Below are 26156 nucleotides of genomic sequence, written 5' to 3' on the forward strand. Positions count from 1 at the left end.
GCTTATTCTTTGATGGCTGCTGCTTTCTTTTTCCAAGTTGCACCGGCGATGGCTGCAAAAGCAAAGGTTACACAGACCTCTGCACAAAGAGCCCATAAGGCTGAAAATAAAGGGAAAGATGCCCCTAAATCCCTTTATGCCGTTATTACAGCGCTCCCAGGCCATGAGGCGGAAGTTTCAAAACTTTTAGACGGTATGGCAAAAAATGTTCGTGCTGAAAAAGGCTGTGTGCGTTATGAAATTTATACGCTCGCCAGCGATCCTAAAGTTTTCCATGTTGAGGAAAGCTATAAGAATGATAAAGCATTCCAAGCGCATGTTTCTCAGGAATATGGTAAAAAATTCAATGAGGCGATTAAACCAATTGTCAAAGATGGCGCAGCTGAAGTTGTCTTTTTAACAAACCAGAAATAATAAGGCGTAATTTTTATGGTTCAGAAATCCTTATACGCTGTGATAACGGCCCTCCCGGGCAAGGAAGGGGAAATCGCAAGGCTTTTAAACGAGCTTGCTGTGAACGTCCGTGCAGAACCGGGCTGTGTACGTTTCGAGCCGTATCAGCTCTCTGAAAATCCGCTTCAGTTTCATATTGAGGAAACTTATAAGGATGAGGGGGCTTTTCAGGCACATATGGCGACAAAACATGGCAAAATATTCAATAAAACCATTAAGGATTTAGTTGAAGGCGGCGCTTCAAAAGTGATCTTTTTACAATCGTTAGAACACTGAAAATCGGAGAGCGCAGGGCGACGTAAAATTACGCTTTTCTGCGCTTTTCTTTCTCTTCTCCAAGTGCTGCAACAACGCCGTGAAGGGTGCGCAACTCTTGCTCTGTAATGGAACCACGTTGGAAATACTGGCGAATATTCCGAATCATGCCATCCCGTTTATTTTCATTCCTCAAGAATGGGGAATCATCAAGACGTTCCACTAATCTTGTCAGAAAATTCTCAATCTCACCTTTTTTGGCAGGGGGAGAGTGAGGGGCTTGTAAGGTAGGGGCTAAATTTTCACTTCCTGCATTCCACCATTCATAAGCCATAATCAGCACAGCCTGTGCTAAATTTAAGGACATAAAATCAGGATTTAACGGATAGCGGACGAGTGTATCTGCACAGGTGAGTTCATCACGATCTAATCCTGCACGTTCACAGCCAAATAAAATCCCTGTTTTTTTCCCTTGCCCAGCCAGATGGCGCAATGTCTTTCCAGCAGCTTGCGGCCCCATAAGGTTAATGGTGGCTTCTCTTGGGCGAGGACAGGTTGCAAAGACACGGTGTAAATCTGCCGTTGCCGCCTGAACGCTGTCATAGACTGTCGCCGCTTCAAGAATGCGATAGGCGCCAGAAGAAGAACTCCATGCTTTCACTTGCGGCCAGCCATCCCGTGGTGAGACCAGCCTAAGATGAAAAAGTCCACCATTGGCCATCGCACGTGCCGTTGTGCCAATATTCTCAGCCATTTGTGGTCGAACGAGAATAATGACAGGATCATTTTCTGAAAGTGGTGCTAAATTTGCGCCTTTCTCACCCCGTCCGGTCATGCTTTGCGCCAGACAGTACCTTTAGCGGTATCTTCTAGGATAATGCCGTCCTTGGCTAAATCGTCCCGAATAGCATCGGCTGTTTGAAAATCACGTGCTTTTTTTGCTTGATTTCTTTTTTCGATAAGCGCCTCAATCTGAGATTTTTCATCTTCATTGCCAGATTGAAACCATTCTTCCGGTGTCACTTGGAAGAGGCCAACAAATTGTCCTGTGTGATAAAGCTGTTGTGCGGCCTCAGCTGAGTTCTCGTCTTGTTTTTGGACTTTATCTGCCAAAGCGTGAAGTTCAGCAATAATCAGAGATGTATTGAGATCTTGTCGTAAGAAATTTGCGGCAACAGGATCTGTTTCTTTGATATTTTCAGCCTTCTGTGGGAAGAGTCCGAGCACACGATAAAAACGGTCTAATGTTTTTTTTGCCTCTGCTAATTTTTCCCATGTAAAATCTAGAGGAGAACGGTAATGCGTCATCAAGAATAACAGACGCAAAGCCTCACCGGGGGCACGTTCTAGGGCATCTTGAACCGTGAAAAAATTGCCTAAAGATTTAGACATTTTTTCGCCATTGATGGTGAGCATCCCAGAATGCACCCAATATTGGGCAAAATTTGAATTATCAAAACAGCAAAGAGACTGCGCACGTTCATTTTCATGATGCGGAAAGAGGAGATCACTGCCACCGCCATGAATATCAAAGCTTTCACCAAGATATTTATGGGCCATTGCGGAACATTCAATATGCCAGCCAGGGCGGCCACGGCCAAAGGGATTCTCCCAGCCGGGTTCGTTTTCAGAGGAAGGCTTCCAGAGAACAAAATCTTGCGGATTTTTCTTTGCTTCGCTGATTTCTATCCGTGCGCCGGAAAGTTCATTTTCCAAAGTACGGCCGGAAAGTGCGCCGTAGGTATCACAGGTTTGGACATTGAAAAAAATCTGATTATCGGCTTTATAAGCGTGGCCTTTTTCAACAAGTTTCTTGATGATAGCGATCATTTCAGAAATATGTGCTGTTGCCTTTGGCTCAATATCTGGAGGTAAAATCGCAAGAGCATTTGTATTTTGATGAAAAAGCTCCGTCATTCGTTCGGTTAAATGTGAGATTTCTTCGCCATTTTCAGCTGCACGACGGATAATTTTATCATCAATATCGGTAATATTTCGAACAAAAGTGACTTTGGGGTAATAGGCACGTAAGGTGCGCACCAAAAGATCCGCACAAAACATAGCCCGCAAATTGCCTAAATGCACCTGGTCGTAGACTGTAGGGCCACAAAAATAGACCCGGACATTTTGGGGATCTATCGGAGAAAATTTACGTAATCCGTGGTGAGAGCGGTCATAAAGCTCTATGTCTTTTTGTTCTGTCATAAGAGGATAGGTTTTGGCTTTGGTTAAATTTTGAAATAGATTAAAGAGAGAGACAAGTTCGAAAATATTACATCATGAAAGAGAAGTCATTAGATTTTTCTATGGCAGTGGGCATGAAGACAGAAAATAATTTTTTAGAAAAACCATCCACACAGTTTGGGATGAAATCGCATTTAATGGTTTTGATGGCCATTACTTTGCCTTTGGCAATATCTCAGCTTTCAGAAATGGCAATGTCTACGACCGATACCGTTCTTTTGGGCGGGCTGGGTGTGGTACCTGTTGCTGTTGGTGGACTGGCAAATAATTTTTTTATGTCAACAATGGTGACATGCCAGTGTATTCTTGCCGGTATGGGGATTTTGCTCGCACAGTCTCGTGGTGAGAAGGATCATGGTAAAGAGTCTGCGCATCACGGTAGAGAAATTGTAACGGCAGGCGTATTGCTTGCCTTTTTGATTTTTATTCCTGCTTTTTTGATTTTACTTTATGCAGGTACGCTTTTTGCGTGGATGGGAGAGCCTCTTGAGGTCGTTTTTGGCAGTACCCAGTATATCCATATTCTCTTATGGTCTTTATTGCCGGATTTAGCACTGATTGGCGTTTGTCGTGTTGCTTTCCCAGCATTGGGGGCTGAAAAAATTCTGCTTTGGGTGCTTCCGCTCATGGCATTGATTAATGGTTTATTTAATTATGCTTTGATCTACGGGAAATGGGGATTTCCAGCTTTAGGACTTATGGGGTCTGCATGGGCTTCCTCTATTACAGCGATTGTGGTTTCTGTTTTACTCTTCCTTTGTGGGGTCCTATTGCCTTCGTTGCGTCAGGTAATGATTTTAGGCGCCCTAAAAATGAAAACATTTTTTGAAGTTAGCCGTCTTGGTATTCCGATTATGTTTTCAGCCGCTTGTGAAATTTTACTTTTTCAGATCACAACCTTGCGCGCAGGGCAGTTGGGAACACAAAGTCTCGCCGCACACCAAGTTGCTCTCAATACGTCTTCGCTCCTTTTTATGGTTTGTTTAGCGTTTGGGCAGGCTGTAAATATCCGGGTTTCCTATTGGAAAGGCGCAGGTTTCCCCAAGCAAATGGCAAAATCTATTTTTGCGGGGCTATTGCTCGTTTTGATTTGGACATTTTCTACAGGGGTGGGATTAATCTTTTTCGGGGATGTCGTGGCTAAATGGTTTTTCATGGGAAAAGTACCAGATACGGAAACTTTAAAGCTCACGACAACCTTATTGATGTGGGCAGGTATTTTCCAGATTGTGGATGGTATCCAAACGGTGACAGGTGGTGCATTGCGTGGATGCGGCGATACACTTGGCCCCTTGGTGATCGGCGTTATGACTTATATCGTCATTGGCTTGGGATTTGGGAGCCTATTGGCTTTTCATTCCGGTTATGGTGTCGTTGGACTATGGATTGGTTTGGCTGCTGCCTTGGCGGCTACTTCCGTCATGTTTAGTTGGCGGCTTTATCGTGTTGTTCGTCGCTTTTTATATGAAAAGGAAAAAGAGAGCATGCTTTCATAGAGGCCTAGTTCATAAAAAAAGGCAGCTTTTAAGCTGCCTTTTTCGTTTAAAGATGTTCTAATCTATGCAGATTTTTTCTTATGTAAAGCCAATAAAGTGAGCGCTATACCATAGAAAAGAAGACCGCCAATAGAAAGAACGGCGCCCCCCCAGCCGGGAGAGCCTAAACCATAATGGGCTTTAATCAAAAAAGCACCAAAGATGGAGCCAATAGCATTGGCAAGGTTAAAAGCCGCATGGTTAAGAGAGGCGGCTAAAATTTGCGCATTCCCGGCAAAATCCATGAGACGTGCTTGCAGTGCAGGTATGAGCATATTAATGGTCACAGGCAATAGGAAGCAAATTGGGACAATCATGTAAACATGCGGCAAAAGAAAGGAATATCCCAAAAGGAGAGGAAGGCTGAGAATAAGCCCCCCAATAACAGCATAGTTAATATTGCGATCACTGATAGCGCCACCAAGATTATTGCCGCATAACATGCCAATACCCCAAAGTATTTGGCAGGCTGTTACCTCCCACGGGAGAAGGCCTGTTGTATGAGAAAGACCGTCTGTTAAAAAAGTATAAACGCCAAAAAGTCCGCCAAAACCAATGCAACCGGTCAAAAGAGTTAGGAGCACTTGCGGATGAAAGATATCCGTAATGCCGTCTTTAAGATTGACCTTTCCTTCACTTGGAATGGAAGGAAAAAGAAAGAGCATTAAAAGAAAGCAGATAAGGCTCAAAGCACCGATACCGCCATAAATAAAGCGCCAGCTCATTTGATCTGAAGCATAAGTGCAAAGTGGGGCACCAATAACTGTTGAAATCATAATGCCGGAGAGGACAAGGCTGATGGTTCGTCCCCGTCTTTCCGGTGGCGCAAGAGAAGCTGCAGCTAAGGCTGCCGTCCCAAAGAAAGCTCCATGTGGCAGACCCGTAATAAAGCGTGAAATTTCAACGAGAAAAAGCGTAGGAGAGAGAACAGTTGCCGTATTGCCGATGACAAAGATTGCCATAAGAAGCAGCAAAATATTACGCTTGTTCATTCCATTGGCAATAATGGAAAAAAGAGGAGCTCCCACAACGACTCCTAGAGCATAGGCGCCAATCGCATTACTTGCCTGAGGGACGTCAACGTTAAGGGAAGTCGCAAAATGGGGAAGTAAGCCCATAATGGTAAATTCACCTGTTCCAATGACAAAAGTGCCAAGGAGAAGGCAAATGATTGCATCTTTAAGTTTAGGAGAGAAATAGGCTTCTGGTGCCATGTTTTTGAAAATCCATAATCAGGAGGGCAGAAAATCATACGGAAAGAAATGGAATATGCGAGACATTATGTCTGAGTTCTTCGGCAAAGAAAATCGAAACTTGACAAAAGCCCCTTATCTAAGGTAACGCCTACTGTATCGCTGGGAAAATGAAGTTTTTGAAAATATCATTCAGAATTTTCTGCTTTATCATTTATTTTAGATTCTTGAAAAGATGATAAAGACTACCGGTTCAATAAAGATGCATTGCATCAAAATAATTTTAAATATGGGACATTTATGTCAAAACGCATAGCAAGTAAGTATAAGATTAACCGTCGCTTAGGTGTAAACCTCTGGGGACGTGCAAAATCTCCTGTTAACCGTAGAGAATATGGTCCAGGTCAGCATGGCCAGCGCCGTCGTCAGAAGCCATCTGATTATTCCATTCAGTTGATGGCAAAACAGAAATTAAAAGGTTACTACGGTAACATTGGTGAGAAACAATTCCGTCGTTACTACGAAGAATCTGCTCGCCGTCGTGGGGATACTTCTGAAAATTTGGTTGGTTTGTTGGAGCGCCGTTTGGATGCTGCCGTTTACCGTCTTAAATTGGCAATTACACCCTTTGCTGCACGTCAGCTTATTAACCACGGCCATGTCCAAGTGAACGGTAAGCGCGTTAACATTCCTTCCTATCTTTTGCGTGAAGGGGATGTCATCGAAATTCGTGAGAAGTCACGTAATCTTGCAATCATTGCTGAGTCCATTCAGAGCCCAGAACGTGATGTTCCAGATTATTTTGATGCCGATCTTGAAAAATTAAAAGGGACATTTACACGTATCCCTGAATTTTCCGATATTCCATACCCAGTACAGATGGAACCAAACTTGGTGGTCGAGTTCTACTCCCGCTAATTTTCGGATTATTTTTTGGAAAAGGCCTGCCGTATTATGGGCAGGTCTTTTTCGTTTAAATATAGTTTTTAAAACCCTGTTATCCTCAGGAAATAAATTATGTCTTCAGACTTGCAGAAAGAAGCAGGAAAAATTTCTCCCATTGAAAAAGAAGTGAGACGGCGCCGTACTTTTGCAATTATTTCCCATCCAGATGCAGGTAAAACAACTTTAACAGAACGTATTTTACATGCTGCAGGCGCTATTCAAATGGCGGGTCATGTTCGTGCAAAAGGAGAGCGCCGCCGTACACGTTCTGACTGGTTGGCGATTGAACAGCAAAGAGGGATCTCTGTCGGTACTTCGGCGATGACTTTTTCATGGTATGATTACGTCTTTAACTTGCTTGATACGCCGGGCCATGAAGATTTCTCCGAGGATACTTACCGTACTTTAACCGCTGTTGATTGCGCTATCATGGTGATTGATGCGGCAAAAGGGATTGAGGCAAGAACGCGAAAACTTTTTGAAATCTGTCGTTTAAGAGATATTCCTATTCTGACTTTGATCAATAAAATGGATAGAGAATCAGAAGATTGTTTTGATCTTTTAGAGGAGATTTCTTCAGCTTTGGCGTTAGACGTGTGTCCGATTACATGGCCTGTCGGACGAGGTTCTCTTTTTTGCGGTGTTTATGACATTGCCTCAAATGAATGGCGTCTTTCAAAAGATATTCCTGAGGATGATGAAAGACGTGCAACAGCTTTGGAAGAAGCTGAAGTTGCCCGTGAACTTTTACCCAGTTTTGATGAAAAGGCCTTTTTAGAAGGTTCTCTTTCTCCTGTCTTCTTTGGTTCTGCCATTAAAGATATTGGTATCGTGGATTTGCTCACGGGACTTGCGGAAAAAGCACCTTTTCCAAAATCTCAAAATGCGATTGAGCGTGAGGTGAAAGCCGAAGAAGAAAATCTTACGGCTTTGGTTTTCCGCATTCAGGCGAACATGGACCCTAATCATCGTGATCGTATGGCTTTTGCACGCATTTGTTCCGGTCGCTTGGAACGGGGAATGAAGCTTACCCATGTTCGTTCTGGAAAGCAGTTTTCCTTGAATGCCCCTCAATTTTTCTTTGCAAAAGATCGTCAAATTGCAGAAGAGGGCTATGCGGGTGATGTTGTTGGTATTCCCAATAGAGGGAATTTACGCATTGGGGATAGTCTGACAGAGGGAGAAAATCTTCATTTTACGGGCGTTCCTTCTTTCGCTCCTGAAATTTTACGTCGTGTACGTTTAACAGATGCGATGAAGGCAAAAAAACTCCGTCAGGGATTAAAAGAGCTTGGCGAGGAGGGGGTTAGCCAGATTTTTAAACCGATGGATGGCTCACAGCCTTTAATTGGTGTTGTTGGTACATTGCAGTTAGATGTGATGCAGGCTCGTCTGGAAGCAGAGTATAAGATCGAAGTAACTTTTGAAGGGACGAATTTTTCAGAAGTTCGTTGGGTACGTGGGGAACATTCTAAGTTAGAGGCTTTTTTTGCTACGCAACGCTCCTCGATTGCAGAAGATATTGACGGTGACCCAGTCTTTTTATCCTCCTCTGCTTTTATGATGGAGCGGACAATTTCGGCATATCCGGATTTGGAATTTTTATCTATTAAGCGTTTGCAGATAGAATCTTAAAGGTTGAGTTTCAGAGAAACAGCACAATGGTCAGAAAGGGTATAATGTACATCTTTCGGGTCAAAGGTTTGAACCGTTAAGCTGTTATTTATTGGAAAAATCTGATCATTTTTATTTAAAATAAAGTGGTCAATGAAATATTCTCCCCCCTCACAAGGACTAGCTAAGCCTGCACTTGTGAGGATGAGAGGGGAAAGATTCCCCTTATTTAAGGTTTTAAAGATAAAATCAGAGGTAGAAAGCCTGCGATTGAAATCACCTAAAAGGATAAAGTTTTCCCCCTCTTTTTCCCGTGATGAAATCCAGTTTTTAAGGTCTTTAAATTGTTTATAGAGCAGAGGGCAGGAATGTTGTTTTTCTTTTTCCGTTCTTTCCCAGCACCCTGCCTTGAGATGAACGCCTAAAAGATGGATTTTTTTTTGGTTTTTAAAGGTAAGGGTGGCGTCCAGTCCTGAGCGCAGGGGGTGAGGAGAATCTGGATTGTCAGCTAGGTTTTTTAGATCAGAATTTTGCTGAACGGAAATCCCCCGTTTTTTTCGGATAGCCAAAACTTCCCTTTGAGGAATATTATCTTCTGTTTCGTACAGCTCATAGTCGGAAGTTGGGAAAATTTTACTTGCGGCGGCAAGGCCATCCACTTCTTCCAAAAGAAGAATATCGGAAGAGAGCTTTTGCGCATAATATTTCAGTTTTCCCCAGTCTTGTGGGGTGCGTTTTGGAATATTTTCAGGAAGAGGATATTTTTTGATATTTTCTTGAGGAATTAGCCAGTTAAGATTCCATGTGGTTATTTTTACTGATTCTGCAGAAGCAAAATCAGTAAAAATAGAAAGGCTTAAACAAAATAAGAGGAGACGAAGAAATAGTCTCAATAATTATTTATGTTTGCTGAGACGTTTTAATTCCTCTGAAGTATCATGCGGCGCTGTATCTCCATCCTGGACAACAGAGATTTTTCCAGTGCCAATATTATAATACCATCCTCTAATATTAATATGCCTTTTCTTTTTGGCTTCTTGGATAAAAGTATATGTTTTTAAATTCTTAATTTGAAGCCGCACATTTGCTTCTGTCAGTGTGCAACAAACATCTACGGAAGGGTCAAAAGTTGTTTTTTTGACTTTCTCTAAGGCTGGCTGTGCATATTTTAGCCAATCTTCAAGATCATCTGCTGGCCACTCACCAGTTTTGTCAAATTGTTCCAAAGCTTTCATGGCACCACAATTTGAATGGCCGCAAACGACAATATTCTTAACTTTCATCACTTCGACAGCATAATGCAATGCAGCTCTTATGCTAGGATCCTTTGCCGAAGATGGCGGCACGATATTGCCGACATTTCTGATAATAAATAAATCCCCTGCGGAGGATTGTGTGATGAGATTAGGGACAACACGGCTGTCTCCACAGGTAATAAATAAAGTATGAGGACTTTGTGCATTCGCAAGTTTACGAAATAAATCTTCTTCCTGCGGATATACTTCCTTACCAAATTTTTCGGCTCCTTCTAGGAGCGTTTTTAAAGAAGCGTCAGATTTTTTCGTCATTATTTTTCCCACTCAAAAAAATACTTAGATTATTTTACGCTAAACGACGAAGGGAATCCTTCAACATTTTTTTTATGTCATCTTCAGAAGGGGTTTTACCACCGGCTTGTGCCGCATCTGGTTTTCCTCCTCCACCTTTGCCACCCATAAGTTCAGAGGCTTTTTTGACCAGATCAATGGCACTTAATTTAGCGTGTAAATCTCTACCAAGTGCAATAGCGATACTGGATTTTTCACCATCATAGGCGATAAGGGCGGCTAAGAGGTTGGGGCGGTCTTTAACAGCGGAAAGTGCCATTCCTTTAAGTTCTTTAGGATTAACTTCGCCAAGATTACGCACGATTAGCTCGTAAGTATCAATTATTTCACCCGGCTTGTTCATTTCTGTCTGTGCTAATTTTCCTTGAAGTTGGCCAATTTGCGCAGAAAGAAGTTTTCGATCCTTCATGAGAGAAGAGATTTTTTCTGAGACATCTTGTGGTGTTGTTTTAAGAAGGGCAGAAATTTCTTTTAAAAGAGATGATTCCGACTTTGTATAGATTTCAGCAGCCTTTCCACAAAGCGCCTCGATGCGACGGACACCCTCTCCAACAGCACCTTCTGAAATAATTCTAAAGCTACCGATATCACCTGTCCGTTTGACGTGCGTTCCACCGCAAAGTTCTCTGGAGAACGCAGCACCATCCTTATTTTCATTCATAGAAATGACACGGACACGATCGCCATATTTCTCGCCAAAAAGTGCCATAGCGCCTTTTTCTGTGGCTTCTTCTGGTGACATTTCCGCAATAATAATGGGTGTATTGGAGCGAATTTGCTCATTCACCGCATTTTCAACGGAACGAATTTCATCCTCTGTAAGCGGTTTGGAATGACTAATGTCAAACCGTAAACTTTCAGGGGCATTGCGGCTGCCTTTTTGAGAGACATGCTCACCAAGGATTTTACGCAATGCGGCATGTAAAAGATGTGTCGCAGAGTGATGCGCACGGATGGCATGACGGCGTTCAAGATCAATTCTTGCAGAAATTTTCATGCCGGGTTTCAGCAGACCTGTTTGGATCTTTGCATGATGTAGGAAAAGACCATTAGCTTGTTTTTTGGTATCAAAAATAGCAATTTTGAGCGGTGAATCATCTTGCGAAAGATTTTCTAAAATACCGTGATCGCCATCTTGGCCACCGCTTTCGCCATAAAAAGGTGTACGATCAAGAAGAATAATCACTTCACCAGAGGTGGCATTTGCTTCTGAAAGCTCATCACCATTTTTAAAAATAGCTTGAACACATGCCTCTGTTTCTGTGGAATCATAGCCAAAAAATTCGGTTTTTCCATATTTCTCAAAAGCTTTGATCCAATGGGAGGATTTAGCGGTTTCACCAGAACCAGACCAATTTTTCCGTCCCATTTCTTTTTGATGTGCCATTGCTTTTTCAAAGCCGGCAAGATCAAGTTCGATATTTTTTTCTCTTAAAATGTCTTGGGTAAGATCAATGGGAAAACCATAAGTATCATAAAGCCGGAAAGCGGTTTCACCTGATAATTTCCGGTTTGTTGAAACGGTAGATAGCTCTTCCTCTAAAAGTCCCATGCCACGGTGAAGGAGAGAGAGAAACTTCTCTTCTTCCGTTTTCATCGTTTCGGTGATGAGAGAGCGATGCCTTTCCAGCTCAGGGTAAGCTTGCCCCATCTCTGTAATCAGCGCAGGCAGAAGGCGATAAAAAATAGGCTCTTTGGCACCCATTTTATGAAGATGGCGCATTGCGCGGCGCATTATGCGGCGCAGTACATAACCACGACCTTCTCGTTCCGGGAGGACACCGTCTGCAATGAGGAAGGATGTAGATCTTAGATGGTCAGCAACCACACGATGGCTTGTTTTGAAATCGCCATCAGGGGATTGGCCGAGAAGATCCGCAGAGGCTTCAATAAGCGGACGGAAAATATCAGTATCGTAATTATCGTGTTTGTTTTGCAAGATCGTTGCAAAACGCTCCAAGCCAAGACCTGTATCAATAGAAGGTTTTGGGAGAAGAATTTGCTGTTTTCCAGGCTCTTCATAATATTGCATGAAGACCAGATTCCAAATTTCTGTAAACCGGTCGCCATCCTCCTCAGGGCTACCCGGAGGGCCACCAGCAATTTCAGGCCCGTGATCGTAGAAAATTTCAGAAGAAGGGCCGCAAGGACCAGTATCGCCCATGCGCCAAAAATTATCGGCAGTAGCGATTCTGATAATTTTTTCATCTGGGAGGGAGGCAATTTTTTTCCAAAGCTGAGCAGCTTCTTCATCTTCTGCGTAAACAGTGACCAAGAGTTTTTCTTTGGGAATTTTAAAATGCTCGGTAAGTAACTTCCACGCTTGTTGAATAGCTCTTTCTTTAAAATAATCACCAAAACTAAAATTTCCGAGCATTTCAAAAAAAGTATGGTGACGGGAAGTATATCCCACGTTATCTAAATCATTATGCTTACCGCCGGCTCGAACAACTTTTTGAGAAGAGGTTGCTCTTGGAAATTCCGGCTTTTGCGTCCCCGCAAAAATATCTTTAAAAGGCACCATTCCCGCATTTGTAAATAAAAGCGTTGGATCGTTTTGTGGAACGAGGGAACCGGATGGAACAATTTCATGCCCATTTTGCTTAAAGAATTCCAAAAAGGTGGAGCGGATATTGTTAGCGGTAAATGTCATAAGATTTAATAGATTCTGATTAAAGATGAAGGGGCATTAGAAGCCAAAATATTCAAGTGTTTCTTAAGTTTATATCATAATTTTATTAAAAAAATAGATTTATATCTATAGAGGCTTCGGGAGCGGAAATTATTTTTTCGAATTGAAAATAATCATCACGTTTTTGTAGGAAATCTGATAAATTAGCGCATGAGTTTTGGAAAATAGAATGTTTCAAAAAAAGAGGGGTTCGGAAATGAGTGGAAAATTTAGTAACAGGGGAAATAAAGGATCTGGTTCAAAAATTTTCGGAATTGGCTTGGCCGGTATTATTTTAATTGGCTTAGGCTCTCTTTATTTCTTGCAGCCAAAACCCCCAAAATCTGAGACAGTTCATCAAACAGTTAGCCTGTCTCTTGGGGAGAGCTCTCCCGTGGCACCTTCGCCTTACAGTGAAAATGCCGGCGATTCTTCTTTGCCGACATTGCCGTTGGTTGGTAATTCTCAAACACATTAAAATGCGCTGATATGTCAAAAACGGATTCAACACTGGTTGAGGAATTTTTAGATTTTTTTGTTGCGGAAAGAGGTGTTTCGCCGAGAACGCAGGAAGCCTATCGCCGGGATCTAAATCTTTTTACTATTTTTCTTGGGGGCGGACTTTGTAATGCAACGGAAGAGGATGTTCGTGCATGGGTAAGAGAAGCCAGCCAGGAGCAGAAAAGCCCGGCAACGATTGCAAGACGTCTCGCAGCACTCCGGCAATTTTATATTTTTCTAGGGGATGAAGGGCTTTGTGATTTTAATCCAGCACTTCGGGTTTCTTCGCCTAAAAAAGAGCAAACTTTGCCAAGAGTTTTGAGTGAAGTTGAGGTTGAGGCGCTTTTGGAAGGCGCTAAGAATCTCCTGCCTCAAAAAATAGCGCTTTCAGCCCATGCAATGCTGGAGATGCTCTATAGCTCTGGATTGCGCATTTCTGAACTACGAACGCTTCCTGTTGCGCCTTTTTTGCGGGATTCTGAGGAGAGTCGTTCTGAAATGTTGTCCGTAAGGGGAAAGGGCGGAAAAGATCGCTTGGTTCCGATTTCGTTATCTGCATGGCGGGCAGCGGTTGCTCTTGCTAAATATAATCAAATTCAAAATCGGAATAATATTTATCTTTTTCCTGGAAGAAGTGGAAAGGCTCCTCTAACGCGCCAGGCATTTGATATTCTTTTATCAAAAGCGGCCATTTCGGGCGGTGTGGCTTCGGAGAGACTGTCTCCGCATGTTTTGCGGCATTCTTTTGCCACGCATCTGCTGGACCGTGGGGCGGATTTGAGGGCTTTGCAAACATTATTAGGGCATGAGGATATTGTAACAACGCAAATCTATACCCATGTTCTAGAACGTCGTTTATCAGAGGCTGTTTCATATCACCCTATGTCAAAAGCGACAGAAAAAGTGTAAGAGAGTTGCAGTTAGAGTGAAACACTGTAAAAAGAGACAGATTGTCTGACAATTTAGAACAAGAGCAGAATACTTAAAGAAGAATCACTTAGAAGAGATCTTCTATGAGAGTGAGCTTAATTCTTTTTTAATTAGTTTGCGTGCAACAGGGAACGCTATGCGCCAATTTTTGGATTTTGAAAAATCAGTCGCCCAGCTTGAGGCAAAGGTCGGAGAGCTCAAAGGAGCCAGTGGAGCACAACTCGCTGAGGGTGAAGATTCTGATATTCAGGAAGATGTAATAAGTTTAGAGGAAAAGGTCGAAAGACGTCTAAGCCAGATTTATAGCAATCTAACAGCGCATCAAAAGGTTCAAGTTGCACGGCATGCGCAACGTCCTCATGCGATCAATTATATCAAGGAATTAACAACCGATTTTACACCGCTTTCCGGTGATCGGCTTTTTGGCGATGATGATGCCATGGTAGGTGGACTCGCTAAGTTTAGAGGCGTTCCTGTTGTTGTTATCGGGACTGAGCGTGGTCATGATACGCAGACTCGTGTGAAACATAATTTTGGCATGGCGCGTCCTGAAGGATACCGCAAGGCGCAACGTTTAATGAAATTGGCGGCACGTTTTTCACTGCCTATTTTGACTTTTGTTGATACTGCCGGTGCGTGGCCGGGAATTGATGCGGAGGCGCGCGGTCAGGCTGAGGCCATTGCACGTTCCACAGATATTGCTTTGCAAGTCGGCGTGCCAACCATTGCAACAATTATTGGTGAGGGAGGTTCTGGCGGTGCCATTGCAATTGCTGCTTCCGACCGTACATTGATGCTAGAACATTCTATTTATTCTGTGATTTCTCCTGAGGCTGCCGCTTCTATTCTCTGGCGTGATCCTTCACATGCTTCAGTCGCTGCCGAAAGCCTAAAGCTTACAGCGCAAGATCTGAAATCTTTGGGTTTAATTCATCGTATTGTGAAAGAACCTGTTGGTGGGGCGCAACGTCTGCCGAAAAAGGCAATTCAAGCAGCAGGTGATGCGATCTGGGAAGAATTGGAGATTCTGAGAGCCCTTTCTCCAGAAGAAATTCTATCTCAGCGCCGGACGAATTATTTCAAAATGACAAGAGCTCTCTAAAAGAGTTTACACTTGAAACTCTCCTTGTTGTGGAATGGCGCTGTATTTCTTGAAGATTTCAGGGAAGGCTGCAGCGGCCATCTCAACAGATTCTAAATAGTGCCCTTTCGCAACGAGAGTGACACCGTATTTTCCATTATGGCAAAAGGGATAAGATCCAAGTTCAGTATTTGGAAAATCTTTCTGTAACTGTTCAAGATCTTCTGCAAATTCACTTTCGCCTAAATCAAAACTATGCCATGCCATACTATGGAGTGGTAATCCTTTGGGAAGTTTTGGAATGAGCCATTCTGCCATAGATTTGAAAATATTTGGAACGCCAGCCATAACGTGAACATTTCCAATACTAAATCCTGGTGGCGCTGAAAGGCTATTTTCAATGGGTCGGCTACCTTGCGGCAGCCAAGCCATTTTTTCTGCCATTTTATTGCATTCCCCATTTTTTGAATTTTGCTTTAAAAGTTTAAAGGTCGGTTCATGTCGTCTGAGGGGGAGGTCAAAAGCTTCAGCAACGCTTATTGTTGTCTTGTCGTCATGGGTAGGCCCGATGCCGCCGCTTGTGAATATCTCGTCATAAGCAGCACGGCATGTCGTAATCGCTTGAATAATATGCGTTTTTTGATCGGGAATAATTCTGACTTCTGTTAAACGTATGCCGTGTTGATTTAATAGCTGTGCAAGGACAGGGAGATTTTTTTCTATTGTCCGTCCAGAAAGAATTTCATCGCCAATGATTAAAAAACAGGCACGTGGAATTTTTGTATTTCTCATTGGAAAAAATCCTTTAGAGATTATTGGAATGCATGAAAGATTGAATAAGAGGGATGAGCGGAATATCTGCTGGCGGCATTTCAAAATTTTCAAGCTCTTCTGGAGAGATATAGCTTAGAACTTGATTTTCTTTTCCAGAGGGGGTGCCTTGCCATTGCCGAATGAGAAAAACAGGCATCAATAAATGAAATTTACCGCAGTCAAAGCTTGTAAAGGTTAATGCTTTCATATCTTCGAGGGAAACATGAATGCCAAGCTCTTCCTGGAGTTCACGTTGGAGAGCTATTTCCGGTGTTTCTCCGGGTTCAATTTTACCGCCGGGAAGCTCCCACAGGCCGGCCATTGGCTTTCCCTCAGGTCTTTGGGCAATAAGAATTTTATTATTTTGATTGATGAGGAGGGCAGCAGAAACAAGAAGAAGTGAAGTCATGGGTATCCATATAAATCATATGCGGATAGAAGAGGGAGATAATTTAAAAGGAGTTTACTTCTTTTTTAGATAGAAGAGGATAGAAGAAATGTTGAGTTTATTATTTTCTCCAGCCTATGCAGATGGTGTGGCTGGTGCAGCGCCTGCGGGTGGCTCCATCTTGGATGCCGCTTTCCAATTTGGGCCGATCTTACTTATTTTTGTTGTTTTTTATTTTTTACTGATTCGTCCTCAGCAAAAAAGACAGAAAATTTTGAAAGAGCAATTGGCGAATTTAAGACGTGGCGATCAAGTCATTACAGCGGGCGGAATTATTGCGGAAGTCCAAGCAACACGTCCGGAATCAACAGAAGTTGAAGTACTTATTGCACCGAATGTTAAAGTAAAGGTTGCGCGTCAGACCATTGCATCTGTTATTCCGAAATTAAAGCCTGCAAACGAAGTTTAATAAACTGTTATCTCTCTATGGATGAGATAAGAAAAAGGCCTGCTTTATAAAAGGCAGGCCTTTCGTATTGGGATTAAGCTTGTTTTAAAACTTCTTCCGCAAAGGTATAGTTGGCAAGATTATTTAAAAAATTGTCTGTGAAGTCAGGCCTGCGGTTTTGGAAGTCCAAATAGTAGGCGTGTTCCCAAACATCCATTACCAAAAGCGCTTTGCCTGTATTTTGAGACAGCGGACTTTCTGCATTTGGTGTTTTTGTTACAGCAAGCTTACCTTCAGAGGTTAGGACAAGCCATGCCCAGCCGGAGCCAAATTGTGTGGTTGCGGCAGTTTTAAAAGCTGTCTTGAACGCCTCAACGCTTCCAAAATCTTCTTTGATTTTTGCTTCTAGCGTTGCAGGGATCTTACCGCCATCTGGGGAAAGGCTTTTCCAAAAGAGAGAATGGTTGTAATGCTGACCCGCATTGTTAAGAACGGCAGAAAGTTCTGGTTTTTTAGCCGCAAATTTTACCAGTTCTTCTAGGCTTTTTCCTTGAAGTTCAGGATTTTTTTCAACCAAACCGTTCAGTGCATTAACATAACCTTGATGATGCTTTCCGTGATGAAGGTCTAGTGTTTCCTTTTTCATGCCTTTTTCAGCAAGCGCTGTGTCGGCAAAAGGTAAGGGAGGAAGTTGAAAGCTCATTTTTGTCCTCATGTATCATGACTCATTTTAAAGGCGATAAAATATCGCTTTAATAGCCTTATAGATGGGTGGAGAAGGGAAAAAATCAAGATGTGGATTATGCTTTTGGCGCAATCTTTTGAAGAAAAGAAAGGCATTTATATATATCTGTTTTGAAAATTGCAGCGGGATGTATATAATTCTTTAATGATAAAGAGATAAAAATATGTTATGCAAATATGTTCTACTCTGAGTGAACAATGCGTCGTTGTGCGCTATGCATGATAAAATCAAGAATTGGCAGTTGAAATTTAGGAATTAAATATGGCACGCGTTACCGTTGAGGATTGTATTGAAAAAGTTCAAAACCGCTTTGAACTCATTCTACTGGCAGCTCGGAGAGCCCGTTCGCTTTCTTGTGGGGAAGAGCTAACCCTTCCAAGAGATAACGATAAAAATACAGTTGTTGCACTTCGTGAAATTGCCGAAGAAAAAATCAGCCCTGAAAAACTCAGAGAATCTATTATCCATTCTTTTGTTGCTACCCCTAAAGATGAAGCAGATGAGGATGAGGGTGAAGATTTGACAATCCCAGAACAAAATGTTTTCGGTTTGCAAGAAATTTTACCTGATGAAAGTTCATCTGGGGACGATAACGAATTTTAATATTCGTTTTTAACAAATAGATTTTGATTGTCTAAGACAATGGATCTTCCCGTAAAGCTTGCTGGATATATTGAAGAGACAGTGGGCCAAGCTTGGGAAAAGGAACTAGCGTCCCTTTTGTTCTCATATCTTCCAGAAGAGGAGGTGTTGAGAGTTAAGAAATCCCTTATTTTTGCTGCCAATGCGCATGGTGATCAGAGTAGGGATAGTGGTGAGTTGTATATCACACATCCTATCTCTGTCGCTGTTTTTCTGGCGCGCTGGAAAATGGATGCCTCCGTCATTATGGGGGCATTTCTCCATGATGTTCCTGAGGATACAGGCATTTCTCTCAAAGAACTTTCTCAGATCTTTGGGGAAGAAGTTGCTTTCTTGGTTAGCGGTGTCACCAAGCTTACAAAAATGGAGCTGCATCCTGTTGGTCATAAGCAGGCACAGAATTTCCGGAAGCTTGTTTTGGCAATGGCAAAAGATGTTCGTGTTCTGTTAATTAAATTAGCCGATCGCTTACATAATATTAGTACATTACATCATGTAAAATCGGAGGAAAGACGTCGTCGTATTGCGACGGAGACGCTGCTGATTTATGTTCCACTGGCCGAGCGGCTTGGGATGTATGAGGTGAAAAACCTTTTAGAACGGCAAGCCTTCTCAATGTCCGAGCCTCATGCAGATATTGCTATTCGTGAGCATATCAATTACTTGCGGGCAGATGGTGGGGAAGATATTGATTCAATTGTTTCTGCGCTTGTAAAAATATGCACGGATTCAGGGTATGGATCAGCGGAAGTCGCAGGACGTGAAAAAACCCCTTATTCAATTTGGCGAAAAATAAATGCAGGACAGCTAAAAGTTACACAGCTTTCTGATATTTTAGCATTTCGAATTATCGTTGAAAAAGAGGCAGACTGTTACGCTGTTTTGGGGGCTCTGCATAAAGCCTATCGTGCAGTTAATGGGAAGTTTAAGGATTACATCTCCTCTCCCAAGCCAAATGGTTATCAATCCCTTCATACGGTTTTAAATCTACAGGCTAGAAGCCATCGTATTGAAATCCAGATTAGAACCAAACGCATGCATGAGCAGGCTGAGCATGGGGTGAGTGCGCATTGGATTTATAAAGAACAGGCTTCGCTTTCCTCTAAAGATCGAATGAAGTGGCTTGAAAGCTTGAGCTATGTTGCAGAAAACGCTGTTGATGCAAGGGCTTTTGAGATTGATTCCCGTTTAGAACTCTATGAGGATGAGGTTTTTTGTTTTACACCGCGCGGTGACATTGTTTGTCTTCCAGCAGGCGCAACGCCGATTGATTTTGCTTATGCTGTACATACAGAAATTGGGGATCACTGTGTCGGCAGTAAAATTAATGGAAAATGGAGCAATCTTTCAGATGTTCTTGAAAATGGTGATGAGGTTAAAATTATTACCGCCATTGATGCGATGCCGGAAAGAAGTTGGGTCGATAAAGTTGTTAGTGGCAAGGCGAGAACCAGAGTACGTCAGGCAGTCCAGAAAATTGACCTTCTGGCCTATCAAAAAAAGGGCGCCGTGATCTGGCGCAAATTTTTAGTGAGGCCGGTGTTTCTGGGAGTGAAGAGATTTTAGCGACAACATTGGATCGTTTTTCCTGTAGCTCTTTATTTGTGCTTTATCAAAAGGTTGGTTTAAATCTCATTTCACCCGAAGAAGTACTTCAAGCCATTTACCCAAGAATTTCCTCTGGTGATATTGATTTAGCAAAGGAAATGGTTCCTCTTGTAGATGGTATTAGCTCTCTTATTCAGGAATGGGAGGATATTCATGCAAGTGGGGGGATGCATTTAGCGCTTGCTTCTTGTTGTGCGCCACTTCCGGGAGACAGTGTCTGTGCTGTTTTGGATGCTTCAAATATTTGCACAATACATCGTTCAGAATGTCCTAAATTGGCAACAAAAGAAGAGTCAAGCTTTCCTGTTATGTGGAACTTGGATAAACAGGATGTCTATCCGCATTTATTAAATGCACATCTTCTTTTGGTTGTTGATCCACGTTTAGAGGCAACGGCGGGGATTGTTCCTTTGGCGGAAGCTCATGGTTCTGTACTAGAGCGAATGAATGTTGTGATGCGTAAAGACAGGTTTGCAGAAATTCAGATGGATCTGAAGGTCCCCTCTTGGGAGAAGCTTAGAGAGCTTGTTGAGATTATGCAGAAACGCTCAGGCTTTTTTCATGCGGCAAGAGCAATTTTTCCTTTGATAGAGGGCGAGGTTTTATGATTATAGGTATAGGAATTGATCTATGCCGCATTACAAGAATTGAGGAGATTATCGACCGTTTTGGAGATAGTTTTTTAGAGCGTGTTTTTTCCAAAGAAGAACGTGATTATGCCGATCAATTTAATTTTAAATTGCGTGCGGCGGCTTATGCAAAACGTTGGGCCGCAAAGGAAGCCTGTGCGAAGGCATTAGGAACCGGTTTTGGAAAACATGTAAGCTTTCAAGATATTGTTGTGCTTCGAAATCAGGCAGGGGCTCCTTCTTTGAAGTTAACAGGGGGCGCCTTGGCCGTTTTGAAAGAGAAAACACAAAACAATGCGCAGGCAAAGGCTTTTTTAAGTCTTACAGATGATCCGCCATTTGCAATGGCGCAGGTTATTCTTGAAAATATCTAAAATTAAGATGATTATTATAAATAAGGGTAATAAATAAAAGAATGGATAATAAGCAGATAGATATAAAAGAGCTTTTGAAGCGGGCGAAGGAAGATGGCTGGTTTCTTTTTTTAGGACAGATGTTTTTTCTACTTTGCTTAGTCTTTAGCGTTAGAACATTTGTTTTTCAGCCTTTCACTATTCCTTCGGGATCTATGGTGCCGACCTTGCTTGTCGGGGATTATATCTCTGTGACGAAATATGATTATGGCTACTCCCGTTATTCTTTTCCTTTTCCCTTACCTTTTTTAAAGGGAAGGATTTTTGAATCTCTGCCTAAGCATGGGGATGTTGTTGTTTTTCGTTTCACACAGGATACGTCCATTGATTATATTAAGCGAGTTGTTGGGCTTCCAGGAGACCATATCCAGCTTAAGCATGGAACAGTTTATCTAAATAACGTGCCACTAACACGAAATTTTCAAGGAGAGCGTGATTACCCTAATCGAGAGGGACGCAACTGGAATGGCAAAGAATATTGGGAAGAAACAACAAATCAGGAATCCGGAAAAATCCTAAAAAGGGATTACCGTATTTTACAGCAAACAGAGTATGGCGCGGCAAGCAATACGGCAGAATATATTGTGCCGCCAAATTGTTTGTTTGTAATGGGTGACAACCGTGATGACAGTTCTGATAGTCGTTTTCAAGGCGGACGGGAAGGCGGGGCTTGCGCCACCCCGTTAGGCAGTAATTATATTGCTATGAGCGATCACGATTTGGGATTTGTGCCCCTTGAAAATGTCGAAGGGAAAGCGAGAACCGTTCTGTTTTCTCTAGATTTTGAACATCCTAAATGGGCTTTTTGGTACTGGCCTTTAGAATTTCGTTTTGATCGTTTTTTCCATGCTATTAGAGAAAAAAGTGAGGGGAAATAATGCCTTTTTCACAATTAGAAAAAGCTCTCGGCTATTCTTTTAGATCACAAGATCTTTTACGCCATGCCTTGAGGCACCGTTCGGCTCTTATGGATTTAAGAGGGGCACGGCGAAAAAAAATAGAAAAAAAAACAGCCTCGAATGAACGTTTGGAGTTTTTGGGAGACCGGGTTTTAAGCTTGGCGATGGCAACATGGCTTTTTGAAACCTTTCCTTCCGAAAGTGAAGGTAATCTTGCACTAAGACATAATGCTCTTGTTTCTGGGGATACAGTTGCAGAAGTCGCCAAAGAGATTGAACTTGAAAAAAGCCTGGAAATTGGTTTGAAAGAAAAAAATGTCCGTAATATTGCCTCCGTACGTGCTGATGCGATGGAAGCTATTTTAGGAAGTATTTATTTAGATAGTGGCTTTTTAGAAGCGAATGCAGTTATTCGCCGTCTATGGAAAAATCGTATTCATGCCTACAAGGAGCCGCCGAAAGAATGGAAAGGCCGTTTGCAGGAATATCTTTTGGGAAAAGGGAAGCCACTACCTGTCTATACGATTGTAGAACGTAAAGGGACAGATCATGCCCCCGAATTCCGTATAAAGGTAGAAGGGGCAAGTCTATCAGCAGAAGGGATCGGCGGTAGTCGGCGTGAAGCAGAAAGAGAAGCAGCAGCAAATCTTTTTCATCTTTTGATAGAAGGAAACGCCAAGTGATGGAAAAGGAAAATATGTCCTCAGATTCAGAAGAAAAAACAGTGCGCTGTGGCTTTGTTGCGCTTTTAGGGGCACCGAATGCTGGAAAATCAACTTTTCTTAATAAGGCGGTTGGGGCAAGGGTTTCAATTGTAACACCTAAAGCGCAAACAACCCGTATGCGTGCCAGAGGAATTGTCAATGAAGACAATACACAAATTATTTTTTGTGATGCGCCGGGTTTATTTAAACCGAAACGTAAATTTGACGAGGCAATGGTAGGTGCTGCATGGGATGGGTTAAGAGATGCTGACCTAGCATTGCTGGTTGTGGATGCAACAAAAGCGAAGAAGGAAGAAATTAAAAACATCTCAATCGAAGCAGGTTTTAAGGCCAAAAAAGGGAATGTTCCTCTATGGCTTGTTCTGAACAAGATTGATGGGATGAAACGTGAACTTCTTTTGCCACTTGCTTCAGAGGTGATGGCCCAAAGCCAAGCAGACGAAGTTTTTATGATTAGTGCACTGACAGGCGATGGCATTAAAGGTCTGATGCAGAAACTGGCAAAGAAATTGCCTTTAGGGCCGTTTCATTTTCCAGATGATATGCTGACAGATATGCCGGAGCGAACATGGGTGGCAGAACTCATTCGGGAACAAGTTTTTTTACAAACGCATGATGAGCTTCCTTATGATTCAACGGTGGAGATCCAGAGCTATAAAGAAAAAGAAGACGGTTCTATTCGAATTGATGCAAATGTTTATGTGATGCGTTCAGCACAAAAGGCTATTGTGATTGGTGAGGCAGGTAAGCGTATTAGGGAGATCGGTAAGCGTGCACGTGCTGCTGTCGAACATTCCTTAGGGCAAACATGTCATTTGTTTTTACAGGTAAAGGAAAGACCTAAATGGGACCAGGATCACCATAGGTTGCAAGAAATCAGACCAAAATTTTAATTTATAACAAAAGATAATAGATGATTGGATGCTTTTTTTAAGATATAAAAAGGCAACTTATCTGGCTTGACAGGAACCTTATTGTAATGAATGAAATTTCTTCCCCCTATAAATATAAAAGAGTGCTTTTAAAGGTCTCTGGAGAGGCGTTAATGGGGCAAGGTAGCGGCGGCATAGATCCTCAGGTTGTTGACCGTATTGCTTCAGATATTGCGGCAGTTTCCAAAGCAGGTGTAGAGGTTTGTCTTGTTGTTGGTGGTGGAAATATCTTTAGAGGTGTTGCCGCAGCAGCAAAAGGTATGGATCGTGCGCAAGGTGATTATGCAGGAATGTTGGCGACGGTCATCAATGCATTGCTCCTGCAAAATGCTTTGGAAAAAAATAATATTGAAACCCGTGTTATGACGGCCATTCATATGGCTGCAATTGCAGAACCTTATATCCGTCGGCGTGCTTTGATGCATTTGGAAAAAGGTCGTGTTGTTATTTTTGGTGCCGGTACTGGAAATCCATTTTTCACAACAGATACGGCTGCGGCTTTGCGGGCAAGCGAAATGGAATGTGATGTGCTTCTAAAAGGTACACAGGTTGACGGTGTCTATTCCGATGACCCGAACAAAAATCCGGAGGCAACACGCTATGAAACGCTTTCTTATATTGATGTTCTTTCTAAAAGTTTAAAAGTGATGGATGCTGCCGCAATTAGTTTGGCACGAGAAAAAAAGATTCCTATCGTTGTTTTTGATATCCATGAACATGGAAATTTTGCAAAGACATTGTGTGGTAAAGGGAAGTTTACAACGATTGCAGAGTAAATCGTTTCGAAGAGCATATTATTATTTTTATTGAATCGTGAGGTGAAAAATGTCCGGTAATTTTGACGATCTTCTTAAGGAAATTCATGAACGCATGGATAAGGTGAAGGTCAATTTAAAAAAAGAATTTTCAGGTCTGCGTTCCGGTCGTGCAACCCCTGCTTTGTTAGAGCCTGTTCGTGTGGAAGCCTATGGCTCTCTTTCTCCCTTGACACAGGTGGCTTCAATAGCGGTGCCGGAGCCTTCCATGCTTTCTGTTTCTGTTTGGGATAAAGGCTTGGTTCAAGCTGTTGAAAAAGCAATCAGAAATAGTGGATTAGGTCTAAACCCAGCTTCTGAAGGGCAGACAGTGCGCGTTCCTGTTCCGCAATTAACAGGGGAACGCCGTGAAGAGCTTGCTAAAGCAGCAGGACGTTATACTGAGAATGCTCGAATTGCTGTCCGCAATGCACGTCGTGATGGGATGACAAAGGCTAAAGCTGAGGAAAAAGAAGGTTCTATCAGCGAAGACGAGTTGAAGAACTGGATTGATAGCATTCAGAAACTGACAGATAGCTTTATCTCAGATTTGGATGAATTACTTTCTAAAAAAGAAAGTGAAATTAAACAGGTTTGAGGGCTTCTTTTAAAAACATGCCAAAAGCTCGGAAAGATCCTTCAATGCGTCCTAAACATATTGCTTTTATTATGGATGGAAATGGTCGCTGGGCGCAAAAACATGGCCTTGCAATTGTTGACGGCCATGAAGAGGGGGGAGTGGCTGTCCAGCGTTGCGCAAAAGCGGCGCTGGACTCAAATATTCCTTATGTTACCTTATATGCTTTTTCCTCTGAAAATTGGCGACGTTCGGATGAAGAGATCGAAAATCTTCAGGCACTGCTTGTTTATTATTTAAGAGAAAAAGTGGATGAGCTACATCAAAAGGGGGTTCGTTTTCAAGTCATTGGTGAGGTTGACCGTTTTTCGCCTGAGGTTCAAGAGGAACTGAGGCTTGCAATTGAAAAGACTTCTAAAAATGAACGTTTAACTTTAACCTTGGCGCTTTCCTATGGTTCCCGATCTGAGATTACGTCGGCATTTAAAAAAATGTCAAAAGAGTTGCTACAAGGCAATTTATCTTTAGAGGCAGTCGATGAATCTCTTATTGAAAAATATCTTCAAACGGCAGGGATGCCAGATCCAGATGTAATTGTCCGGACAAGTGGAGAGGCGCGTTTATCAAATTTTTTACTGTGGCAAGCTGCTTATAGCGAACTCATTTTTTTAGATATTTTTTGGCCAGAATTTACAGAAATTGAGTTTGATAAAGTTCTTCTGGAATTTGCCTCTCGACACAGACGATTTGGTGCAAGAAATTAAGGAAGAATTTGGTTGAAAAAATTATTTCATTCTTCAGCAGGGTGGGCAGATTTAATGCCTCGACTGCTTTCGGCAATCGTGTTGCTCATGATTGCTTTTATTACGATTTGGTACGGCGGTTGGCCCTATAATCTTTTTGTCGCTGTTATTTCCTTTTTCATTGCCTTTGAAGCCTTACCTCTGGCAAGAGGAAGCAAAGAAATGCCTTTTAGAGGGGTGAAATTATATTTTTCCCAATTTTTGGCTTTGCTCATCGCTGCGGTTGGCGGTATTGGTTTCTTTTTATTGCGTCTTGCGCCTTCAGGACTTGAAACAGTCTTTTTTGTTTTTTTGATTGTAGCTGCTTGTGATACGGGTGCTTATTTTTCAGGTCGTTTGATTGGTGGTAGAAAATTAGCCCCTTCGATTTCGCCGGGAAAAACGATTTCAGGTGCTGTTGGTGGATTGTTTTTCGCGATGCTGATCGGCATGATTCTTGTACATGCCTTTACGGGACATTGGGTCTCTGACGTTGCTTTTTATGCTTTCCTTATAGGCATTAGCTCTCAGATTGGTGATTTGTGTGAAAGTGCAGCAAAAAGGCGTTCCGGTGTAAAAGATTCTGGGAAAATTATTCCAGGTCATGGCGGTGTGTTAGATCGCTTGGATGGCATGTTGGGTGCGATACCTGTTGCGCTGATTTTGCAATTATTTGCAGGGACGGAACCTTTCTGGAACGTTCATTTAAAATATATTTTTTAATTTTGGGGG

Annotated in this window: 29 protein-coding genes; 20 read left to right on the forward strand and 9 right to left on the reverse strand. The window is 42.3% G+C overall.

The genetic code is table 11. The features are described from left to right. Positions 1-48 precede the first annotated feature (48 nt). Positions 49-414, forward strand: coding sequence for an antibiotic biosynthesis monooxygenase (locus FAI41_08540; protein ID QCE33837.1), 366 nt, complete (start codon positions 49-51; stop codon positions 412-414). A gap of 15 nt (positions 415-429) precedes the next feature. Beyond that, positions 430-729: an antibiotic biosynthesis monooxygenase gene (locus FAI41_08545; protein QCE33620.1), complete on the forward strand. Its 300-nt coding sequence runs from the start codon at positions 430-432 to the stop codon at positions 727-729. Positions 730-757: 28 nt separating this feature from the next. Here the strand turns inward: FAI41_08545 and FAI41_08550 are convergent, their stop codons facing one another. Together FAI41_08550 and FAI41_08555 are read right to left on the reverse strand one after the other, a co-directional pair. Next, positions 758-1543, reverse strand: coding sequence for an RNA methyltransferase (locus FAI41_08550; GenBank protein QCE33621.1), 786 nt, complete (start codon positions 1541-1543; stop codon positions 758-760). Continuing rightward, positions 1540-2913 carry a cysteine--tRNA ligase gene (locus FAI41_08555; GenBank protein QCE33622.1) on the reverse strand — a complete coding sequence of 458 codons (1374 nt, stop codon included), beginning with the start codon at positions 2911-2913 and terminating at the stop codon, positions 1540-1542. The genes FAI41_08550 and FAI41_08555 overlap by 4 nt, the downstream gene beginning before the upstream one ends. A gap of 161 nt (positions 2914-3074) precedes the next feature. Between FAI41_08555 and FAI41_08560 the strand changes: the two genes are divergently transcribed. Beyond that, positions 3075-4448, forward strand: a complete 1374-nt coding sequence (locus tag FAI41_08560) for an MATE family efflux transporter (protein ID QCE33838.1) — start codon at positions 3075-3077, stop codon at positions 4446-4448. A 62-nt stretch (positions 4449-4510) separates the two neighbouring features. On the opposite strand, the gene FAI41_08565 is transcribed toward FAI41_08560, so the two are convergent. Next, a complete protein-coding gene (locus FAI41_08565) occupies positions 4511-5701 on the reverse strand; it encodes an MFS transporter (protein ID QCE33623.1) in 1191 nt (396 codons plus the stop codon). Positions 5702-5980: 279 nt separating this feature from the next. On the opposite strand from FAI41_08565, the gene rpsD reads away from it, so the two are divergent. Continuing rightward, the gene (rpsD, locus tag FAI41_08570) at positions 5981-6598 is read left to right on the forward strand and encodes a 30S ribosomal protein S4 (protein QCE33624.1); all 618 of its coding nucleotides are present in this window, start codon (positions 5981-5983) and stop codon (positions 6596-6598) included. Between the two features lie 99 nt (positions 6599-6697). Continuing rightward, entirely contained in the window at positions 6698-8260 is a 1563-nt protein-coding gene (locus FAI41_08575) for a peptide chain release factor 3 (GenBank protein QCE33625.1), read from the forward strand. On the opposite strand, the gene FAI41_08580 is transcribed toward FAI41_08575, so the two are convergent. Genes FAI41_08580 through alaS form a run of 3 tightly spaced genes read right to left on the reverse strand, consistent with a single transcriptional unit; the run spans position 8257 to position 12499 of the window. Beyond that, positions 8257-9132, reverse strand: a complete 876-nt coding sequence (locus tag FAI41_08580) for an endonuclease/exonuclease/phosphatase family protein (GenBank protein QCE33626.1) — start codon at positions 9130-9132, stop codon at positions 8257-8259. The genes FAI41_08575 and FAI41_08580 overlap by 4 nt on opposite strands. Positions 9133-9135: 3 nt before the next feature. Continuing rightward, positions 9136-9807 carry a carbonic anhydrase gene (locus tag FAI41_08585; protein ID QCE33627.1) on the reverse strand — a complete coding sequence of 224 codons (672 nt, stop codon included), beginning with the start codon at positions 9805-9807 and terminating at the stop codon, positions 9136-9138. A 34-nt stretch (positions 9808-9841) separates the two neighbouring features. Beyond that, positions 9842-12499 (reverse strand): alanine--tRNA ligase, encoded by a 2658-nt coding sequence (alaS, locus tag FAI41_08590; GenBank protein QCE33628.1) that lies wholly within the window; start codon positions 12497-12499, stop codon positions 9842-9844. 235 nt (positions 12500-12734) lie between these two features. On the opposite strand from alaS, the gene FAI41_08595 reads away from it, so the two are divergent. The 3 genes from FAI41_08595 (at position 12735) to FAI41_08605 (ending at position 15050) form a co-directional block, all read left to right on the forward strand. Further along, positions 12735-12995 carry a hypothetical protein gene (locus FAI41_08595; GenBank protein ID QCE33629.1) on the forward strand — a complete coding sequence of 87 codons (261 nt, stop codon included), beginning with the start codon at positions 12735-12737 and terminating at the stop codon, positions 12993-12995. Between the two features lie 11 nt (positions 12996-13006). After that, positions 13007-13927 (forward strand): tyrosine recombinase, encoded by a 921-nt coding sequence (locus tag FAI41_08600; protein QCE33630.1) that lies wholly within the window; start codon positions 13007-13009, stop codon positions 13925-13927. Between the two features lie 157 nt (positions 13928-14084). Next, positions 14085-15050: an acetyl-CoA carboxylase carboxyltransferase subunit alpha gene (locus tag FAI41_08605; GenBank protein QCE33631.1), complete on the forward strand. Its 966-nt coding sequence runs from the start codon at positions 14085-14087 to the stop codon at positions 15048-15050. 6 nt (positions 15051-15056) lie between these two features. Here the strand turns inward: FAI41_08605 and FAI41_08610 are convergent, their stop codons facing one another. Both FAI41_08610 and mutT read right to left on the reverse strand, forming a co-directional pair. Then, positions 15057-15821 carry a competence/damage-inducible protein A gene (locus tag FAI41_08610; protein QCE33632.1) on the reverse strand — a complete coding sequence of 255 codons (765 nt, stop codon included), beginning with the start codon at positions 15819-15821 and terminating at the stop codon, positions 15057-15059. Between the two features lie 13 nt (positions 15822-15834). Next, positions 15835-16251, reverse strand: a complete 417-nt coding sequence (gene mutT / locus FAI41_08615; protein ID QCE33633.1) for an 8-oxo-dGTP diphosphatase MutT — start codon at positions 16249-16251, stop codon at positions 15835-15837. A gap of 88 nt (positions 16252-16339) precedes the next feature. On the opposite strand from mutT, the gene yajC reads away from it, so the two are divergent. After that, a complete protein-coding gene (gene yajC, locus FAI41_08620; GenBank protein QCE33634.1) occupies positions 16340-16699 on the forward strand; it encodes a preprotein translocase subunit YajC in 360 nt (119 codons plus the stop codon). 73 nt (positions 16700-16772) lie between these two features. Here yajC and FAI41_08625 read toward each other — a convergent pair whose 3' ends face one another. Next, positions 16773-17381, reverse strand: a complete 609-nt coding sequence (locus tag FAI41_08625) for a superoxide dismutase (GenBank protein ID QCE33635.1) — start codon at positions 17379-17381, stop codon at positions 16773-16775. Between the two features lie 303 nt (positions 17382-17684). Here FAI41_08625 and FAI41_08630 point away from each other — a divergent pair, with 303 nt between their 5' ends. The 11 genes from FAI41_08630 to FAI41_08680 all read left to right on the forward strand — a co-directional run bounded on the left by FAI41_08630 (position 17685) and on the right by FAI41_08680 (position 26147). Further along, on the forward strand, positions 17685-18026 hold the full coding sequence (locus FAI41_08630; protein QCE33636.1) for a DNA-directed RNA polymerase subunit omega: 342 nt from the start codon (positions 17685-17687) through the stop codon (positions 18024-18026). Positions 18027-18053: 27 nt separating this feature from the next. Beyond that, positions 18054-19631, forward strand: coding sequence for a bifunctional (p)ppGpp synthetase/guanosine-3',5'-bis(diphosphate) 3'-pyrophosphohydrolase (locus FAI41_08635; protein ID QCE33637.1), 1578 nt, complete (start codon positions 18054-18056; stop codon positions 19629-19631). 8 nt (positions 19632-19639) lie between these two features. Continuing rightward, positions 19640-20281, forward strand: coding sequence for a bifunctional (p)ppGpp synthetase/guanosine-3',5'-bis(diphosphate) 3'-pyrophosphohydrolase (locus FAI41_08640; GenBank protein ID QCE33638.1), 642 nt, complete (start codon positions 19640-19642; stop codon positions 20279-20281). Next, positions 20278-20676 (forward strand): holo-ACP synthase, encoded by a 399-nt coding sequence (locus tag FAI41_08645; protein ID QCE33639.1) that lies wholly within the window; start codon positions 20278-20280, stop codon positions 20674-20676. The genes FAI41_08640 and FAI41_08645 overlap by 4 nt, the downstream gene beginning before the upstream one ends. Positions 20677-20717: 41 nt before the next feature. Beyond that, positions 20718-21593, forward strand: coding sequence for a signal peptidase I (gene lepB / locus FAI41_08650; GenBank protein ID QCE33640.1), 876 nt, complete (start codon positions 20718-20720; stop codon positions 21591-21593). Then, entirely contained in the window at positions 21593-22297 is a 705-nt protein-coding gene (gene rnc / locus FAI41_08655; GenBank protein QCE33641.1) for a ribonuclease III, read from the forward strand. Before lepB ends, rnc begins: the two co-directional genes overlap by 1 nt. 14 nt (positions 22298-22311) lie before the next feature. Next, on the forward strand, positions 22312-23232 hold the full coding sequence (locus tag FAI41_08660; GenBank protein ID QCE33642.1) for a GTPase Era: 921 nt from the start codon (positions 22312-22314) through the stop codon (positions 23230-23232). Between the two features lie 86 nt (positions 23233-23318). Beyond that, positions 23319-24047 carry a UMP kinase gene (locus tag FAI41_08665; protein ID QCE33643.1) on the forward strand — a complete coding sequence of 243 codons (729 nt, stop codon included), beginning with the start codon at positions 23319-23321 and terminating at the stop codon, positions 24045-24047. Between the two features lie 49 nt (positions 24048-24096). Beyond that, positions 24097-24663 (forward strand): ribosome recycling factor, encoded by a 567-nt coding sequence (locus tag FAI41_08670; protein QCE33644.1) that lies wholly within the window; start codon positions 24097-24099, stop codon positions 24661-24663. Positions 24664-24707: 44 nt separating this feature from the next. Beyond that, positions 24708-25406 (forward strand): di-trans,poly-cis-decaprenylcistransferase, encoded by a 699-nt coding sequence (gene uppS, locus FAI41_08675; protein ID QCE33645.1) that lies wholly within the window; start codon positions 24708-24710, stop codon positions 25404-25406. 12 nt (positions 25407-25418) lie between these two features. Then, positions 25419-26147 carry a CDP-archaeol synthase gene (locus tag FAI41_08680; GenBank protein QCE33646.1) on the forward strand — a complete coding sequence of 243 codons (729 nt, stop codon included), beginning with the start codon at positions 25419-25421 and terminating at the stop codon, positions 26145-26147. The last annotated feature ends 9 nt before the right edge of the window (positions 26148-26156 follow it).

The sequence above is a fragment of the Acetobacteraceae bacterium genome, assembly GCA_004843165.1.
GTDB lineage: Bacteria > Pseudomonadota > Alphaproteobacteria > Acetobacterales > Acetobacteraceae.